Raw genomic sequence first — 16,085 nt, forward strand, 5'->3', positions numbered from 1 at the left:
GTCGGTTTTGGCGCTAATATAGATAAATTATAGTATGGGTTTTTATACAGTGATTGTCCATTGCCGTGCGGCGTTGCCAAATACGCATACAATTCATCGATTGACTCGTCTGCGGCTGCACTGGAAAATCCTTCGCCCCGTTTGGCCGAATAATCCGCAGAGGTGTAATGGAAGCCTATTTACAAGATTTGATCACCCAGTCACTGGCTTTCACCTTGATGGTCGTTCTGCTGGTCGCTTTTCTCGAGTCGCTGGCGCTGGTAGGGCTACTGCTGCCCGGCACGGTGATGATGGCCAGCATCGGCGCCCTGATCGGCAGCGGCAAGGTGGACTTCTACTACGCCTGGGCGGCGGGGATCGTCGGCTGCCTGCTCGGCGACTGGATCTCTTATTTCGTCGGCCGCGCCTTCAAGGGGCCGTTGCACCGCTGGTCGTTCCTGAAGAAGAACAAAGCGCTGCTCGATAAAACCGAGCACGCCTTGCATCAGCACAGCATGGCCACCGTTCTGATCGGCCGCTTCGTTGGCCCGACGCGCCCGCTGGTGCCGATGGTGGCCGGCATGCTCGATCTGCCGCCGTACAAGTTTGCCTTGCCGAACATCATCGGCTGCCTGACCTGGCCGCCGGTCTATTTTTTCCCCGGCATCCTGGCGGGCGTGGCGATCGACATTCCCGCCGGCGCCAACAGCGCGATGTTCAAGTGGCTGCTGCTCGCCGCGGCGCTCACCCTCTGGCTGGCGGTGTGGCTGAGCTGGCGCTGGTGGCGTGAGGGCAAGCGCAACGCCGATCGGCTGAGCCGGTGGCTGACGCCGCTGCGGCTGCGCTTAGTGTGCGCCGTGAGTTGGCTGGCGGCGCTGGCGGTCGGTTATCTGCTGAGCCAGCAGCCGCTGATGCCGGTGTATCGGCACCTGTTGTGGCAGGTGCTGTCCGGGCAATCATCATAATGGATAGGGGGCGTCAGCCCCCGTTCGCCTTACTGGAAGAACGCTTCCAGCTGTTCAAATACCCGCACGTCTTCGCTGTGGCGCTTCACCTGCAGCACGTCCTCCAGCTTTTCCACCTGGCTTATCATCTGCTCCAGCCGTTGGTCGTCGGCCACCAGTAGCCAAATGCGGCTCTGCTGGCCGTCCTTCAGCGGCAGGCACAGAATGCCTTCGACGTTGAACGCGCGGCGAGCGAACAGCCCGCAAACGTGCGACATGACGCCGGGATGGTTGCGCACGGCCAGCTCCAGGATCACCTGGGGTTTATCTTGTGGTTGCAGCATGGCTTATTCTCCAATCATGTCGATGTTGGCGGCGCCCGGCGGCACCATCGGGAACACTTTTTCGTTGATGTCGATCAGCGCGTGGATCAGGCAGGGGCCCGGGCGTTGGATCGCTTCGGCCAGCGCGGCCTGCGGATCTTCCGCGGCGTTCAAATCGCAGGTGTCCAGCCCGAATCCGGCGGCGATCTTCAGGAAGTCGGTGCGCTTCGGATAGGCGGCGGCGAAGATGCGCTGCTGGTAGAACAGGGTTTGCTGCTGGTGCACCAGCCCCAGCGCCTGGTTGTTCATCAAAATGATTTTCACATCCAGATCGTGTTCGACCGCGGTGGCCATTTCCTGAATGTTCATCATCAGGCTGCCGTCGCCGGAGAAGCACAGCACTTTACGCTCAGGCTCCGCCAACGCCGCGCCGATCGCCGCCGGCAGACCGAAGCCCATGGTGCCCAGCCCGCCCGAAGTCAGCCACTGGCGCGGCCGGCTCAGCGGATAGGCCTGCGCCACCCACATCTGATGCTGGCCCACGTCGGTGGTGATAATGGCGCTGTCGTCCACGCAGCGCGCGGCGGCCAGCACCAGGCCGTAATGGCTCAGCGGATCGTCGGCGTTCGGCATGTTGAACGGGAACTCGCGTTTCAGGTCGTTGACGGTGCTCAGCCACGCGCTGCGCGGCTGCGTGTCGATCTGCGGCAGCAGCTGTTGCAGTACCTGGCCGACGTCGGCATGGATCGCCACGTTGGCCTGTTTGACCTTGCCCAGCTCGGTGCGGCGTCCGGTACGGCGATCGGCGGCAGCTCCTCCAGGGTGATGGTGGCGGTCTGCACGTCTTTCGGCACATCGATCCAGACCGGGCCGGGGCGGCCGGACTCGGCGATGCGGAACGCGTCGCCGATCACCTGTGGCAGTTCGCGGATATCGCGTACCAGATGGTTGTGCTTGGTGATCGGAATGGAAATGCCGTAGGTGTCCACCTCCTGGAAGGCGTCGGTGCCGATCATCGAGGAGGGCACCTGACCGGTGATGCACACCAGCGGGATGGAGTCGAGCTTGGCGTCGGCGATGGCGGTGACCAGGTTGGTGGCGCCCGGCCCGCTGGAGGCGATGCACACCGCCGCTTTGCCGTTGGCGCGCGCCATGCCCTGCGCCATAAAGCCCGCGCCCTGTTCGTGGCGCGCCAGCACGTGGTGAATGCGGGTGCTTTGGCTCAGCGCGTCATACAGCGGCAGCGCGGCGCCGCCGGGGATGCCGGCGACGGTGGTGATGCCCTGACGCTCCAGCAGATGAACGATCAATTGTGCGCCGGTGAAGCTGGTGCCCGGTTGAGGCGTGCCCGAAGTTGCCATGTTCCTGTCCTTTCTCAAGGCCGGTGAGCTTTTCTGGGCAGGGTGCTAAAACAAGAAACCCCGCCCGGTTTGCGCCGGCGGGGTTTGGGAATCGATGCGTTGATTCGGACCCTACGGCGCATTGCCGACGACCACCACCACACGCACGACGACCACCGCGGCTGGTAGCGCGGTAACTAGTAGGGTCGAAGTCAGCGAGGATGCGATCACAGGGAACCTTATCATCAGTAAAAAAAGTCAGGTTTTTATAAAAACACAGGCGCAAAATTCGCACAACAGGTTTATTGCTGCAGCATAAAAAACGCGCGTCAGATCACGCTTTACCCGAAATGCCCAGCACGCGTGCTTCGGGCGCGCTGCCGTCCAGCAGGGCCTGCGTCGGGCCGTCGTAGTAGATGCGCCCGTCGACCACCAGCAGCGTGCGCGGCGCGATGCGCGCGGCGTCGTCGAGGTTGTGCGACACCATCAGCAGCGTCAGGTTGCGCTGTTCGCACACCGTCTGCAGCAGTTGCAGCATCTCGTTGCGCAGCGCCGGATCGAGCGCCGAGAAGGGCTCGTCGAGCAACAGGATCGGCCGTTGGCGAATCAAACAGCGCGCCAGCGCGGCGCGCTGACGCTGACCGCCGGAAAGCTGCGACGGCAGGCGCTCCAGGTGCTCCTCCAGACCGACCTGACGGGCGATATGCGCCCGCTGTTGGCGCTGCTGTTCAGTCAGGCGCAGACCGGGATCCAACCCCAGCCCGATGTTCTGCGCCACCGTCAGGTGCGCGAACAGGTTGTTCTCCTGAAACAGCATCGACACCGGCCGTTTGGCCGGCGGCGTGGCGGTGTGGTCTTCGTCGTTCAGCAGCAGCCGGCCGCTGGCCGCCGGCAGAAAACCGGCGATTAAACTCAGCAGGGTGCTTTTACCGGCGCCGCTGGGGCCGAGCACCGCGACGCGCTCGCCCGGCTGGATGCGCAGATCAAAGCGCATCGGCAGGTGTTCGTACAGATAGGTCAGTTTTTCAAGCGTCAGCATGGCGCCCCGGTAAGCGTTCGATCAGGGTAAACAGCAGGAAACACAACAGCAGCAACAGCAGCGCGGTCACCGCCCCGTCGTTGCTGCGGTAGGCGCCAATCTGCTGATACAGGTAAAAAGGCAGGGTACGGAAATGCTCGTTGCCAAACAAGGCGACCACGCCGAAATCGCCGATCGACAGCACGCAGGCGAAGGCCAGCGCCTGCGCCAGCGGGCGGCGCAGCGCGCGCAGTTCGATCAGCCGCAGCCGTTGCCAGCCGTGGATATCCAGCGACAGGCACAGCGGGTTGTAACGTTCGGCGAGGTCGCGCATCGGGTTCTCCAACACCTTCAGCGCATAGGGCACCGCCATCAGCGCATTGGTGAGAATCACCAGCGCATAGGGCGACTGCGGCAGCCCGATCGTATCGCTCAGCAGCAGGAAGAAGCCGGTGGCCAGCACGATGCCCGGCATCGCCAGGATCACCATGCCGCTCAGCTCCAGCGCCTGGCCGCCGCGCAGGTGCTGCCGCAGCTTCAGCTCGCGGCTGCTCCACAGCAGCATCATAGTGAGCGCCACGCACAACAGCCCGGCGCCGAGGGCGATGCGCAGCGACGTGAACAGCGCCTGCCACAGCACTGGCTGGCGCAGCACGCTGACGACGGCCTGATTGGCGCCGTCGGCGATCACCGCCAGCAGGGGCGGCAGCAGCAGCAACAGCGCGGCGGCGATCAGCAGAAAATCGCCGACGCGCCGCCACAGGCTGTCTTCCGGGTTGCGCCAGCGCTGGGCGTGGGTATGGCCCACCGGCAGCGCCTGGCTCAGGCGCTGGCTGATCAACACCAGCCCCAGACAACAGCTTAACTGGATCAGCGCCAGCATGGCGGCACGGCCCAGATCGTAGTCGTAACTCAGCGCCTGATAGATCGCCAGTTCGATGGTGGTGGCCTGCGGCCCGCCGCCGAGCGACAGCACGGTGGCGAAGCTGGCGAAGCACAGCATGAAGATCAACGCGCCGCTCGGCAGGATCTGGCGGCGCAGCGCCGGCCATTCGACGAAGCGGAACTGCTGCCAGCCATTCATGCCCAGCTGGGCGGCCAGCTGGCGCTGCTCCACCGGGATATTCTCCAGCGCCTGCAGCAACAGGCGGGTGGCCAGCGGCAGGTTAAAGAACAGGTGCGCCAGCAGAATGCCCTGCAGGCCGTAGGGCGAGAAGCCATACTCGACGCCCAGCCAGCCGCACAGCGTCGCCAGCCAGCCCTGGCGCCCATAGACGCTGAGCAGGCCGAACACCGCCACCAGCACCGGCAGCACCAGCGTCATGGCGCACAGCCGCAGCAGCAGCTGCCGGCCGGGGAAGCGGCGGCGATAGAGCGCGCGCGCCAGCAGAACGGCGGGCAGCACCGAAATCAGCGCCGACAGCAGCGCCTGCCAAAAGGTGAAGCGCACCACGTGCCACAGGTAGCTGTCCTGCCACAGGCCGCGCCAGTCGCTGTCCGGCGCGTGACGCCACAGCGAGCCCATCGCCAGCGCGGCGACCAGCAGGATCACGCCGGCGGCCAGCAGCCCCGGCCAGAGCCAGCGGGGGATCAGCGGCTGACGGCGGTTTGCCATGCCCGGATCCAACCGCCGCGTTGTTTGGCCACCTCTTCGGCGCTGTATTGCAACGCGGTATGCGGCACGTTCATCTGCTCAAAGCCGACGGGCAGTGGGGTGTTGATCACCGGGTACATCCAGTTGCCGGTCGGGATGGTGTTCTGGAAGGCCGGCGTCACCATGAACTGCATGAAGCGCTCCGCCAGCTCAGGCTGTTTGGCGGCCTTCAGCTTGCCCGCCACTTCCACCTGCAGGTAGTGCCCTTCGCTGAACGTGGCGGCGGCGTAGATATCTTTTTTCTCTTCGATCAGGTGATAGGCGGGAGAGGTGGTGTAGCTGAGCACCAGATCGCCTTCGCCTTTCAGGAACAGGCCGTAGGCTTCGCTCCAGCCTTTGGTGACGGTGACGGTCTTCTTCGCCAACTGCTGCCAGGCGGCCGGCGCCTTGTCGCCATACACTTTTTGCATCCACAGCAGCAGGCCGAGGCCCGGCGTGCTGGTGCGCGGATCTTCGTAGATCACTTTCCAGTTGCGATCGCTGCTGACCAGCTCCTGCAGGCTTTTTGGCGGGTTCTTCAGTTTTTCTTTGTTGTAGACGAAGGCGAAGTACCCGTAGTCGTAAGGCACGAAAGTCGCGTCCTGCCAGCCGCCCGGCACCGTCAGTTTGGCGGTGTCGACGCCGCTCGGCGCGAACAGGCCGGTTTGCTGCGCCGCCTGCAACAGGTTGTTGTCCAACCCCAGCACCACGTCGGCGGCGCTGTTCTTGCCTTCCATACGCAGGCGGTTCAGCAGCGAGACGCCGTCTTCCAGCGCGACGAACTTCAGTTCACAGTCGCACTCGGCTTCGAAGGCTTTTTTTACCGCCGGGCCTGGGCCCCAGTCGGCGGCGAAGGAATCGTAGGTGTAAACCGTCAGCGTCGGCTTGGCGAACACCGGCGCGGCACACAGCAGCAATAAGCAGGGCAGATATGTTTTGACCACGTTGCACTCCTGAAAAATAAGGGGGCAAGGGCATCTGAGGGGGCGAGGCGGCGTCGCCGGTTCGCTGGGCTCAAATCCCTCCGCCGGTATTGACCGGATCAGGTTCGACGGGTGTGCTCTCAGCGGAAAATCGGGCTTATCACGCGGCCCGACTTACCGCACCCCGTTGAGACGGCGCTATTGTAAAGATTAACCGACCCGGGCGAAAGGCGCTTATGCCTCCGGCGGGGCAAACCAGGCGGACTTGAAGTCGAACCAGCCGAGGGTGTTCATCCGCACGCCGCGCATGCTGCGCTGGCCGTGCAGCTGCAGCCAGTGGTGGAACAGCGGATGCAGCTGGTGGTTGCTGACCAGACGCTGGCAGAACTCGGCCAGCGGCAAGCGGTTGGCGCGCCACAGCGCCGCGTCCTGCGCCAGATCTTCGTTCATGCAATGCTGCATCAGCGGCAGTTCGTACAGCGTGGCGAACAGCGAAAACTCCAGCGGCAGATAGAAGTTGGCGCTGCCGAGCCACAGATCGCTGCGCGCGTCGCCCTGGTGCCAGGTGGCGTAATCCACGCTTTGCACGATCAGGCGGATGCCGTGCTGCGCCAGCAGCGGTTCGATCGCCTGGCGAATGGCGTGAAACTCCGAATGTTCATTGAAGTGGGTCATCGTCAGTTCGGTCAGGCCCGCGGGCTTGGGCTGCTGCGCCAGCGTGCGGTTGTGGTGCCAGCGCGGCAGCAGGCCGTACGCCGGCGACCAATAGCGCTGGTAGAGCGGCCCGGCGTGGCTCAGCAGCGAAATGGGGTTGATCAATTCGCACAGCCAACTGCGAATGGCGGGGTCGGCGGCCAGCGGAGAACGCTGATCGAACAGCAGGAAATAGCAACCCTCTTCCAGCCGGCTTTCCAGCTCGCTGTTGCCGGTTTCATCGCCCTGCAGCTGCACGCCGGAGTGCACCAGCTCTTCGGAAAACTCCGGCAGCACCCAGATGTTCACCTCGTCGATCAGCGCCCGGTAGCCAAAATAGTCGTCGAAGGCGTGGATCTTCATCTGGCTGGGATGGTTGCGCACCATGCGGTAGGGGCCGGTGCCGACCGGATGGCGGGCGAAATCCGGCAGTTCACGCCATTCGCGCGGCAGGATCATGGCCTGCACGCTGCCCAGCAGCCAGGGCAGCCAGTGGTCGGGGCTGCGCAGCTGCACGTCGATAACGAACGGCGTCGGCGAGGTGACGCTCTCGATGTGCGAGAACAGCGGTTGCGAGGTCAGTCGCGAAAGGGAAGTGATGACGTCCGCCATCTCCAGCTCGCGGCCATGATGAAAATGGATCGCCGGGCGCAGGTAAAACCGCCAGTGCAGCGGCGTCAGCGCCTGCCAATGGTGAGACAGATCGGACTCCAGTTCCCCGTTTTCCTCATTTATGCGCGTCAGGCCGTTGAAGATCTGGCGCGCCAAATGGGTCTCCGAACGCCGCAGCGCCGAGCCGGGCAGCAGGTTGTACAGCTGCCGGTAGTAGAGCACCCGCAGGATGTGTTTCCCCTGGCGGAAGCTGCGCCCCAGCTGCGACAGCAGCATCTGGCGCACCACGTTTTTGTCGCCCACCAGCTGCACCAACTGATCGATGCGGTCCTGTTCCAGCAGCTCCTCGGCCCGCTGTTGCTGCAGCGCCAGGCCGGTGTAGTGGAAGGTTAACCGCGAACGCTTGCCGCGCCCCGACTCCGCCTGCCAGGTGAGCCAACCCTCCCGCTGCATGGCGCTCAGCAGGGAGCGCACGTGGCGCCGCGAACAGCTCAGCACCTCCGCCAGCGCCTGCAGTGTGGTGTCGGTCGTTTCACCGTGGCAACGTTGCCACAGACGGATGAACTGCTGCTGCAATCGGGACGTAGACATAAAAGAGGAACGCTCCTGCCTCAACTCGTCAATTTTTCTTTCCCTATATTACGCCGATAATTTTCATCAATGAAAGGGGAGGGCGTAATCATGAAAGCTTTCTTATCCAGACAGTTCTATCAACGCTATTTCAGCGCAGTGCGCCGCCAGCGCGCCGACTGGCTGAGCGTGGTGCCCGAACAGGCGCGGCTGGCGATGCTGGCGCACCTGACCCAGTGGGATATCAAAGAGATGACCGATAAGCAGTATCGCGAGCACCTGTAAGGGCGGCGGCAACCAATTTCTGAGTAATGGTGCTGTTTCACCAGCCAGTGGGGCGACCCACTGGTTTTTTTATGCGTGGTCATGGCGATATGCTTGCATTTTTCTCGCCGTGACCTAAGGTTCATTCTTCTGCTTTAAGGTCAGGGAAGACGATATGCAACGCCTGAGCCGGTTGTCACTGCGCATCAACCCCATCTTTGCCGCATTCCTGCTGATCGCTTTTCTCTCCGGCATCGCCGGCGCGTTGCTGACGCCGACGCTCAGCCTGTTTTTGACCACCGAGGTCAAGGTGCGGCCGCTGTGGGTCGGCCTGTTTTACACCGCTAACGCCGTGGCCGGCATCGTGGTCAGCTTCCTGCTGGCCAAACGTTCTGACACCCGCGGCGACCGGCGCAGGCTGATCCTGCTGTGCTGCCTGATGGCGGTCGGCAACTGCCTGCTGTTCGCCTTTAACCGCGATTACCTGACGCTGATCACCGCCGGGGTGTTGATGGCGGCGATCGCCAACACCGCCATGCCGCAGATCTTCGCCCTGGCGCGGGAATACGCCGACAGCGAGGCGCGTGAAGTGGTGATGTTCAGCTCGGTGATGCGCGCCCAGCTTTCGCTGGCCTGGGTGATCGGCCCGCCGCTGTCGTTTGCGTTGGCGCTGAACTACGGCTTTACCGTGATGTTCCTGATCGCCGCCGCCACCTTCGCGGTCTGCGTGCTGCTGGTCGGATTCATGCTGCCTTCGGTGCCGCGCGCGGCGGATGGCGAAGGGTTGCGGGAAGGCGCTTCCGCGCCGATTGCGCCCGCCAGCGCCTGGCGCAATCGAGACGTGCGCTGGCTATTCATTGCCTCAATGCTGATGTGGACCTGCAACACCCTGTACATCATCGACATGCCACTGTATATCACCGCCGATCTCGGCCTGCCGGAAGGGCTGGCCGGGGTGCTGATGGGCACCGCCGCCGGGCTGGAGATCCCGGCAATGCTGCTGGCCGGTTATTACGTCAAACGCTTCGGCAAGCGCAACATGATGCTGCTGGCGGTGGCGGCGGGCGTGCTGTTTTATCTCGGGCTGATAGTGCTGGCGGCCAAGCCGGCCCTGATCGCGCTGCAGCTGCTCAACGCGGTGTTTATCGGCATCGTCGCCGGTATCGGCATGCTCTATTTTCAAGATTTGATGCCGGGCCGACCGGGCGCCGCCACCACGCTGTTCACCAACAGTATCTCGACCGGGGTGATCCTGGCCGGGGTGCTGCAGGGGGCGCTGGTGGAGAACTTCGGTCATGGCTCGGTGTATTGGATGGCGGCGCTGTTGGCGCTGGCGGCGCTCTGGATGAGCGCCAAAGTGCGTGAAGTGTGAGGTCAAACGGCGGCATTCTTGATGCAAGTCATTGAGAAGGCTGAAACGGACGCCCAAGCTGAAGGCATATGGAGCGCGATCGTTGCGCCCACGCCCGTCTCGCTATTGAGACGCCGCCTTGTTGTTTAGAACAGTGGGAACGTTATGGATAAACTCACACCGCTCAAACCGCTTCCTTCCCTGTGCGCCCTCGCCGCCACGCTGATTATCTGGTTCCTCATTCCCGTGCCGGAGGGCGTTGCACCCAACGCCTGGCAGCTGCTGGCGCTGTTTATCGGCACCATCATCGCCATCATCGGCAAGGCGATGCCGATCGGCGCGGTCTCGGTGATCGCCATCGCCCTGGTGGCGGTGACCGGCGTCACCAACCCCGGCAAGCCGGGCGCCGCGCTGGACGACGCGCTCAGCGGCTTTTCCAACCAGCTGATCTGGCTGATCGGTTTTTCGATCATGATCTCCCTCAGCCTGAACAAAACCGGGCTGGGCGCGCGCATTGGCTACTACTTCATTTCGCTGTTTGGCAAAAAAACGCTGGGTATCGCCTATGCGCTGACGCTGGCGGAAACCACGCTGGCGCCGGTGACGCCGAGCAACACCGCACGCGGCGGGGGGATCATTCACCCGATCATGAAGTCGATCGCTGACAGCTTCGGTTCCAAACCCGAGCTCAATACCTCCGGTAAAATCGGTCGCTATCTGTCGCTGGTGAACTACAACATCAACCCGGTCACTTCGGCGATGTTTATCACCGCCACCGCGCCTAACCCGCTGATCGTCAGCCTGATTGCCAAAGGCACCCACGGCAGCTTCGAACTGTCCTGGTCGATGTGGGCAGTCGCCGCGCTGGTGCCGGGGCTGTGCTCGCTGATCGTGATGCCGTTGGTCATCTATCTGCTGTATCCGCCGGAGGTCAAAAGTACCCCGGACGCGCCGCGCTTCGCGCGCGAAAAACTGCAGGCGCTGGGGCCGGTGACGCTGCCGGAGAAAATCACCCTCGGGGTGTTCGCGCTGCTGCTGGTGCTGTGGGCCGGCATCCCGGCGATGATCTTCGGCCCGGCGCTGGCGGTCAATCCCACCACCGCGGCGCTGATCGGCCTGGCGGTGCTGTTGGCCACCGGCGTGCTGAGCTGGGAGGATGTGCTCAAGCATAAAGGTGCCTGGGACACCGTGGTGTGGTTCTCGGCGCTGGTGATGATGGCCAGCTTCCTCGGCAAGCTGGGGCTGATCGGCTGGCTGTCGCAAACCGTGGGCAACGGCATCGACCATATGGGCATGAGCTGGGTGGGCGGCACGATCTTGCTGACTCTCATCTATTTGTATTCTCACTATTTCTTCGCCAGCACCACCGCGCACGTGACGGCGATGTTCGCCGCCTTCTTCGCCGCCGGCATCGCGCTCGGCGCGCCACCGGCGCTGCTGGGCCTGATCCTGGCGTTCTCTTCCTCGCTGATGATGTCGCTGACGCATTACGGCACCGGCACCGCGCCGATCATCTTCGGCTCCGGCTACGTGACGCTGGGGGAATGGTGGAAAGTGGGGCTGGTGATGAGCGTGGTTAACCTGCTGATTTGGATGCTGATCGGTGGGGCGTGGTGGAAGCTGCTGGGCTACTGGTGAGGAAAAAATTCACCCGCCGGGCGGCGGGTGAAGGGGATTAATTCAGAAACGCCGGCTGCTGCGCTTCGTAGCGGGAGATGTCCGCTTCGTGCTGCAGCGTCAGGCCGATGCTGTCCAGCCCGTTGATCATGCAGTGGCGGCGGAAGCTGTCGATTTCGAACGGATAGCTTTTTCCGCCGGCGTTGACCGTCTGGTTCTCCAGATCCACCACGAACTCCGTCCCTTCGTTGGCGCCGACCAGGTTGAACAGCTCATCCACCTGCTGCTCGCTCAGCGTCACCGGCAACAGCTGGTTATTGAACGAGTTGCCGTAGAAAATATCGGCGAAGCTCGGCGCGATCACCACTTTGAACCCGTAATCGGTCAGCGCCCAGGGCGCGTGTTCGCGCGAGGAACCGCAGCCGAAGTTCTCGCGCGCCAGCAGGATGCTCGCGCCTTTATAGCGCGGTTTATTCAGCACGAACTCCGGGTTCGGCTGTTGGCCGGCGTCGTCGAGGAAGCGCCAATCGTTGAACAGGTGCTGGCCGAAGCCGGTACGGGTCACCTTCTGCAAAAACTGCTTGGGAATAATGGCGTCGGTGTCGACGTTGGCCGCATCCAAAGGCACCACTAAGCCGGTATGTTGAGTAAATTTAGCCACGTTAGCCCCTTAGTGAATATCACGGATGTCGGCGAAGTGACCGGCGACGGCGGCCGCAGCGGCCATCGCCGGGCTGACCAGGTGGGTACGCCCACCGCGGCCCTGACGCCCTTCGAAGTTACGGTTGCTGGTGGATGCGCAGCGCTCGCCCGGATTCAGGCGGTCGTTGTTCATCGCCAGGCACATCGAACAACCCGGCAAACGCCATTCGAAACCGGCTTCGATAAAGATTTTGTCCAACCCTTCGGCTTCCGCCTGGGCCTTCACCGGGCCGGATCCCGGCACCACGATGGCCTGCACGCCGCTGGCGACCTTGCGCCCCTTGGCGATCGCCGCCGCCGCGCGCAGATCTTCGATGCGTGAGTTGGTGCAGGAGCCGATGAACACTTTATCGATCGGCACGTCGGTCAATTTGATGCCCGGTTTCAAATCCATGTAGGCTAAGGCTTTTTCCGCAGAGGCGCGCTCGACCGGATCGCTGAACGATTCCGGCGCCGGGATCGCCTGATTGACGGCGATCACCTGGCCGGGGTTGGTGCCCCAGGTGACCTGCGGCGCGATCTCTTCGGCGTGCAGCGTCACCACGGTATCGAATTGGGCGTCGGCATCGGACTTCAGCGTGCGCCAATAGGCGACCGCCTGCTCCCAGTTTTCGCCGGTTGGTGCGAACTGGCGCCCTTTCAGGTAGGCGAAGGTGGTGTCGTCCGGTGCGACCAACCCGGCCTTGGCACCCATTTCGATCGCCATGTTGCACAGGGTCATGCGGCCTTCCATGCTCAACGCTTCGATTGCCTTGCCGCAGAACTCCACCACGTGGCCGGTGCCGCCGGCGCTGCCGGTTTTGCCGATCACCGCCAGCACGATGTCTTTGGCGGTAATGCCCTCGGCGGCGTCGCCGGTGACTTCAATCTTCATGGTCTTGGCGCGGCCCTGCTTCAGGGTCTGGGTCGCCAGCACGTGTTCCACCTCGGAGGTGCCGATGCCGAACGCCAGCGAGCCGAAAGCGCCGTGGGTGGCGGTGTGCGAGTCGCCGCAGACGATGGTCATGCCCGGCAGCGTCATGCCTTGCTCAGGCCCGATCACGTGTACGATGCCCTGGAACGGGTGGTTCAGGTCATACAGCGAAACGCCGAATTCCGCGCAGTTCTTGATCAGCTCCTGCATCTGGATGCGCGCCATTTCGCCGCTGGCGTTGATGTCTTTGGTCTGGGTCGACACGTTGTGATCCATGGTGGCGAAGGTTTTGCCGGGCTGGCGCACCTTGCGGCCCATGGCGCGCAGGCCGTCGAACGCCTGCGGCGAAGTGACTTCGTGCACCAGGTGACGGTCGATATACAGCAACGGCGTTTCGTTCGGCGCTTCGTGCACCACGTGGGCGTCGTACAGCTTCTGGTATAAGGTCTTGGCCATGTTATGCCCCCTGAGCTACAAAGCGAGCGATGATGTCGCCCATTTCATCGGTGCTGACGGCTTTGCCGTCACCGGCCAGATCGGCGGTGCGGTAGCCCTGTTCCAACGCCTGGTTGATGGCGCGCTCCACGGCGTCGGCCGCTTCATCGGCGCCCAGGCTGTAACGCAGCAGCAGGGTGGCGGACAGGATCTGCGCAATCGGGTTGGCGATGCCTTTGCCTGCAATATCCGGCGCGGAACCGCCCGCCGGTTCGTACAGGCCGAAGCCTTGCTCGTTCAGGCTGGCGGACGGCAACATGCCCATCGAGCCGGTGATCATCGCGCATTCGTCGGACAGGATGTCGCCGAACAGGTTGGAGCACAGCAGCACGTCGAACTGGGACGGATCCTTGATCAGCTGCATGGTGGCGTTGTCGATATACATGTGCGACAGCGACACGTCCGGGTAATCCTTGGCGACCTGATTGACCACCTCACGCCACAGGATGGAACTCTGCAGCACGTTGGCCTTGTCGATCGACGTCACCTTGTTACGGCGCTTGCGGGCGGATTCGAAGGCGATGCGCGCGATGCGTTCAATCTCGAAACGGTGATACACCTCGGTATCGAAAGCGCGCTCCTGCATACCCTGGCCTTCGCGGCCCTTCGGCTGGCCGAAGTAGATGCCACCGGTCAGTTCGCGCACGCACAGAATGTCGAAGCCGCGGGCGGCGATGTCGGCGCGCAGCGGGCAGAATGCCTCCAGCCCTTGATACAGGCGCGCCGGGCGCAGGTTGCTGAACAGCTTGAAGTGCTTGCGCAGCGGCAACAGCGCGCCGCGTTCCGGCTGCTCGGCCGGCGGCAGGTGTTCCCATTTCGGGCCGCCTACCGATCCGAACAGGATGGCGTCGGCCTGCTCGCAGCCGGCGACGGTCGCCGGCGGCAACGGGCTGCCGTGGCGATCGATGGCGATGCCGCCGACGTCGTATTCGGCAGTGGTGATGCGAATGTCAAAGCGTTGACGCACCGCGTCCAACACTTTGCGCGCCTGAGCCATTACTTCCGGGCCGATGCCGTCTCCGGGCAAGACGGCAATGTGATAAGTCTTCGTCATGTTCACACCGTTTCCTGATTATTTTGATGTTTGTTTTGCTGCAGGCGCTGCTTTTCTTTTTCTACCTGCTGTGAGCGCCAAATATTGTTCAACACGTGCACCATCGCCTTGGCGGAGGATTCGACGATGTCGGTCGCCAGACCTACGCCGTGGAAGCGGCGGCCGTTGTAAGAGACCACGATATCCACCTGGCCCAGCGCGTCGCGGCCATGGCCCTTGGCGGTCAGCTGGTATTTCACCAGCTCGATCGGGTAGTCGGTGATGCGGTTGATTGCCTGATAAACCGCATCGACCGGGCCATTGCCGGTGGCGGCCTCGGCTTTCTCTTCGCCGCCGCAGATCAGTTTCACCGAAGCGGTGGCCATGATGCTGCTGCCGGACTGCACGCTGAAGTAGCCCAGGCTGAAGTGCTCCGGCTCTTCCTGCTGTTTATTGATGAAGGCCAGCGCCTCCAGGTCATAGTCGAACACCTGGCCCTTTTTGTCGGCCAGCTTCAGGAAGGCGGCGTACAGGGTATCCAGGTTGTAGTCCTGCTCCTGGTAGCCCATCTCTTCCATGCGGTGTTTCACCGCCGCACGGCCGGAGCGGGAAGTCAGGTTCAACTGCACGTCCTTCAGGCCGATCGACTGCGGGGTCATGATTTCGTAGTTTTCGCGGTTCTTCAGCACGCCGTCCTGGTGAATGCCGGAGGAGTGGGCGAAGGCGTTGGAGCCGACGATCGCCTTGTTGGCCGGGATCGGCATGTTGCACAGCTGGCTGACGATCTGGCTGGTGCGGAAAATTTCCTGATGATTGATGTTGGTGTGCACGTTCATGATGTCCTGGCGCACTTTAATCGCCATGATCACCTCTTCCAGCGAACAGTTGCCGGCGCGTTCACCGATGCCGTTCAGGGTGCCTTCCACCTGACGGGCGCCGGCCTGTACCGCGGCGATGGAGTTGCCGACCGCCATGCCCAAATCGTCGTGGCAGTGCACGGAGATGATGGCTTTGTCGATGTTCGGCACGCGGTCATACAAGGTGGTGATGATGCCGCCGAACTGGTTCGGCGTGGTGTAGCCGACGGTGTCCGGGATATTGATGGTGGTGGCACCGGCATTGATGGCGGCTTCGACCACGCGGCACAGATTGTCGATCGGTGTGCGGCCGGCGTCTTCACAGGAGAACTCTACGTCGTCGGTGTAGTTGCGGGCACGTTTGACCGAGCGCACCGCCATCTCCAACACTTCGTCGAACGAGCGTTTCAGCTTCGATTCAATGTGCAGGGTCGAGGTGGCCAGGAACACGTGGATGCGGAACGCTTCGGCGACGCGCAACGCTTCTGCGGCCACGTCGATGTCTTTGTCTACGCAGCGGGCCAGGCCGCAGACGCGGCTGTTCTTGATCTGGCGCGCGATGGTTTGCACCGACTCGAAGTCGCCCGGCGAAGAGACCGGGAAGCCGACCTCCATCACGTCGACGCCCATTCTCTCCAGCGCCAGCGCAATCTGAATCTTCTCTTTTACGCTCAGGCTGGCCTGCAATGCCTGTTCGCCATCACGCAGCGTGGTATCGAAAATAATGACTTGTTGGCTCATCGGTGCATTCCTTATCGTGTTGATTTCACGCTAAGCGGGCAAAAAAAAACCCGCGCAGTAGCGCGGGTTTCTTATGG

The 16,085-nt window shown here is 62.8% G+C and carries 14 protein-coding genes, 1 pseudogene and 1 riboswitch; of the genes and pseudogenes, 4 read left to right on the forward strand and 11 right to left on the reverse strand.

The window, feature by feature from the left end; genetic code table 11:
- The first annotated feature begins 167 nt into the window (after window positions 1-167).
- Window positions 168-944 carry a DedA family protein gene (locus tag AC4PR2_RS06310; RefSeq protein WP_330113268.1) on the forward strand — a complete coding sequence of 259 codons (777 nt, stop codon included), beginning with the start codon at window positions 168-170 and terminating at the stop codon, window positions 942-944.
- 29 nt (window positions 945-973) lie between these two features.
- On the opposite strand, the gene ilvN is transcribed toward AC4PR2_RS06310, so the two are convergent.
- From ilvN to sgrR, 7 genes and pseudogenes are all read right to left on the reverse strand, one after another.
- Window positions 974-1,267 (reverse strand): acetolactate synthase small subunit, encoded by a 294-nt coding sequence (gene ilvN / locus AC4PR2_RS06315; RefSeq protein ID WP_016929110.1) that lies wholly within the window; start codon window positions 1,265-1,267, stop codon window positions 974-976.
- A gap of 3 nt (window positions 1,268-1,270) precedes the next feature.
- Window positions 1,271-2,607: pseudogene (locus AC4PR2_RS06320) on the reverse strand (thiamine pyrophosphate-dependent enzyme).
- A gap of 111 nt (window positions 2,608-2,718) precedes the next feature.
- Complete coding sequence (gene ivbL / locus AC4PR2_RS06325; protein WP_154747116.1) at window positions 2,719-2,832, reverse strand: ilvB operon leader peptide IvbL; 114 nt, start codon at window positions 2,830-2,832, stop codon at window positions 2,719-2,721.
- An 88-nt stretch (window positions 2,833-2,920) separates the two neighbouring features.
- A complete protein-coding gene (gene thiQ, locus AC4PR2_RS06330) occupies window positions 2,921-3,625 on the reverse strand; it encodes a thiamine ABC transporter ATP-binding protein ThiQ (RefSeq protein ID WP_038873430.1) in 705 nt (234 codons plus the stop codon).
- Entirely contained in the window at window positions 3,612-5,219 is a 1,608-nt protein-coding gene (gene thiP, locus AC4PR2_RS06335; RefSeq protein WP_038873432.1) for a thiamine/thiamine pyrophosphate ABC transporter permease ThiP, read from the reverse strand. Before thiP ends, thiQ begins: the two co-directional genes overlap by 14 nt.
- Window positions 5,195-6,181, reverse strand: coding sequence for a thiamine ABC transporter substrate binding subunit (thiB, locus tag AC4PR2_RS06340; RefSeq protein WP_443014457.1), 987 nt, complete (start codon window positions 6,179-6,181; stop codon window positions 5,195-5,197). Before thiB ends, thiP begins: the two co-directional genes overlap by 25 nt.
- 57 nt (window positions 6,182-6,238) lie before the next feature.
- Window positions 6,239-6,357: riboswitch (TPP riboswitch) on the reverse strand.
- A 37-nt stretch (window positions 6,358-6,394) separates the two neighbouring features.
- Window positions 6,395-8,056, reverse strand: coding sequence for an HTH-type transcriptional regulator SgrR (sgrR, locus tag AC4PR2_RS06345; protein WP_060440783.1), 1,662 nt, complete (start codon window positions 8,054-8,056; stop codon window positions 6,395-6,397).
- Between the two features lie 90 nt (window positions 8,057-8,146).
- On the opposite strand from sgrR, the gene sgrT reads away from it, so the two are divergent.
- The 3 genes from sgrT to AC4PR2_RS06360 all read left to right on the forward strand — a co-directional run bounded on the left by sgrT (window position 8,147) and on the right by AC4PR2_RS06360 (window position 11,288).
- Complete coding sequence (gene sgrT / locus AC4PR2_RS06350; protein WP_004932838.1) at window positions 8,147-8,320, forward strand: glucose uptake inhibitor SgrT; 174 nt, start codon at window positions 8,147-8,149, stop codon at window positions 8,318-8,320.
- Window positions 8,321-8,474: 154 nt separating this feature from the next.
- Window positions 8,475-9,671 (forward strand): MFS transporter, encoded by a 1,197-nt coding sequence (locus tag AC4PR2_RS06355; RefSeq protein WP_060422450.1) that lies wholly within the window; start codon window positions 8,475-8,477, stop codon window positions 9,669-9,671.
- A 144-nt stretch (window positions 9,672-9,815) separates the two neighbouring features.
- Entirely contained in the window at window positions 9,816-11,288 is a 1,473-nt protein-coding gene (locus tag AC4PR2_RS06360) for a DASS family sodium-coupled anion symporter (RefSeq protein WP_141957970.1), read from the forward strand.
- A 37-nt stretch (window positions 11,289-11,325) separates the two neighbouring features.
- Here AC4PR2_RS06360 and leuD read toward each other — a convergent pair whose 3' ends face one another.
- Genes leuD through leuA form a run of 4 tightly spaced genes read right to left on the reverse strand, consistent with a single transcriptional unit; the run spans window position 11,326 to window position 16,008 of the window.
- Complete coding sequence (gene leuD / locus AC4PR2_RS06365) at window positions 11,326-11,928, reverse strand: 3-isopropylmalate dehydratase small subunit (protein ID WP_060422456.1); 603 nt, start codon at window positions 11,926-11,928, stop codon at window positions 11,326-11,328.
- Between the two features lie 9 nt (window positions 11,929-11,937).
- The gene (leuC, locus tag AC4PR2_RS06370) at window positions 11,938-13,338 is read right to left on the reverse strand and encodes a 3-isopropylmalate dehydratase large subunit (RefSeq protein WP_048232639.1); all 1,401 of its coding nucleotides are present in this window, start codon (window positions 13,336-13,338) and stop codon (window positions 11,938-11,940) included.
- 1 nt (window position 13,339) lies between these two features.
- Complete coding sequence (gene leuB, locus AC4PR2_RS06375; protein ID WP_060440781.1) at window positions 13,340-14,431, reverse strand: 3-isopropylmalate dehydrogenase; 1,092 nt, start codon at window positions 14,429-14,431, stop codon at window positions 13,340-13,342.
- A gap of 2 nt (window positions 14,432-14,433) precedes the next feature.
- Window positions 14,434-16,008: a 2-isopropylmalate synthase gene (gene leuA / locus AC4PR2_RS06380; protein WP_004932820.1), complete on the reverse strand. Its 1,575-nt coding sequence runs from the start codon at window positions 16,006-16,008 to the stop codon at window positions 14,434-14,436.
- Window positions 16,009-16,085: the final 77 nt, after the last annotated feature.

The organism is Serratia sp. A07 (genome assembly GCF_058725505.1).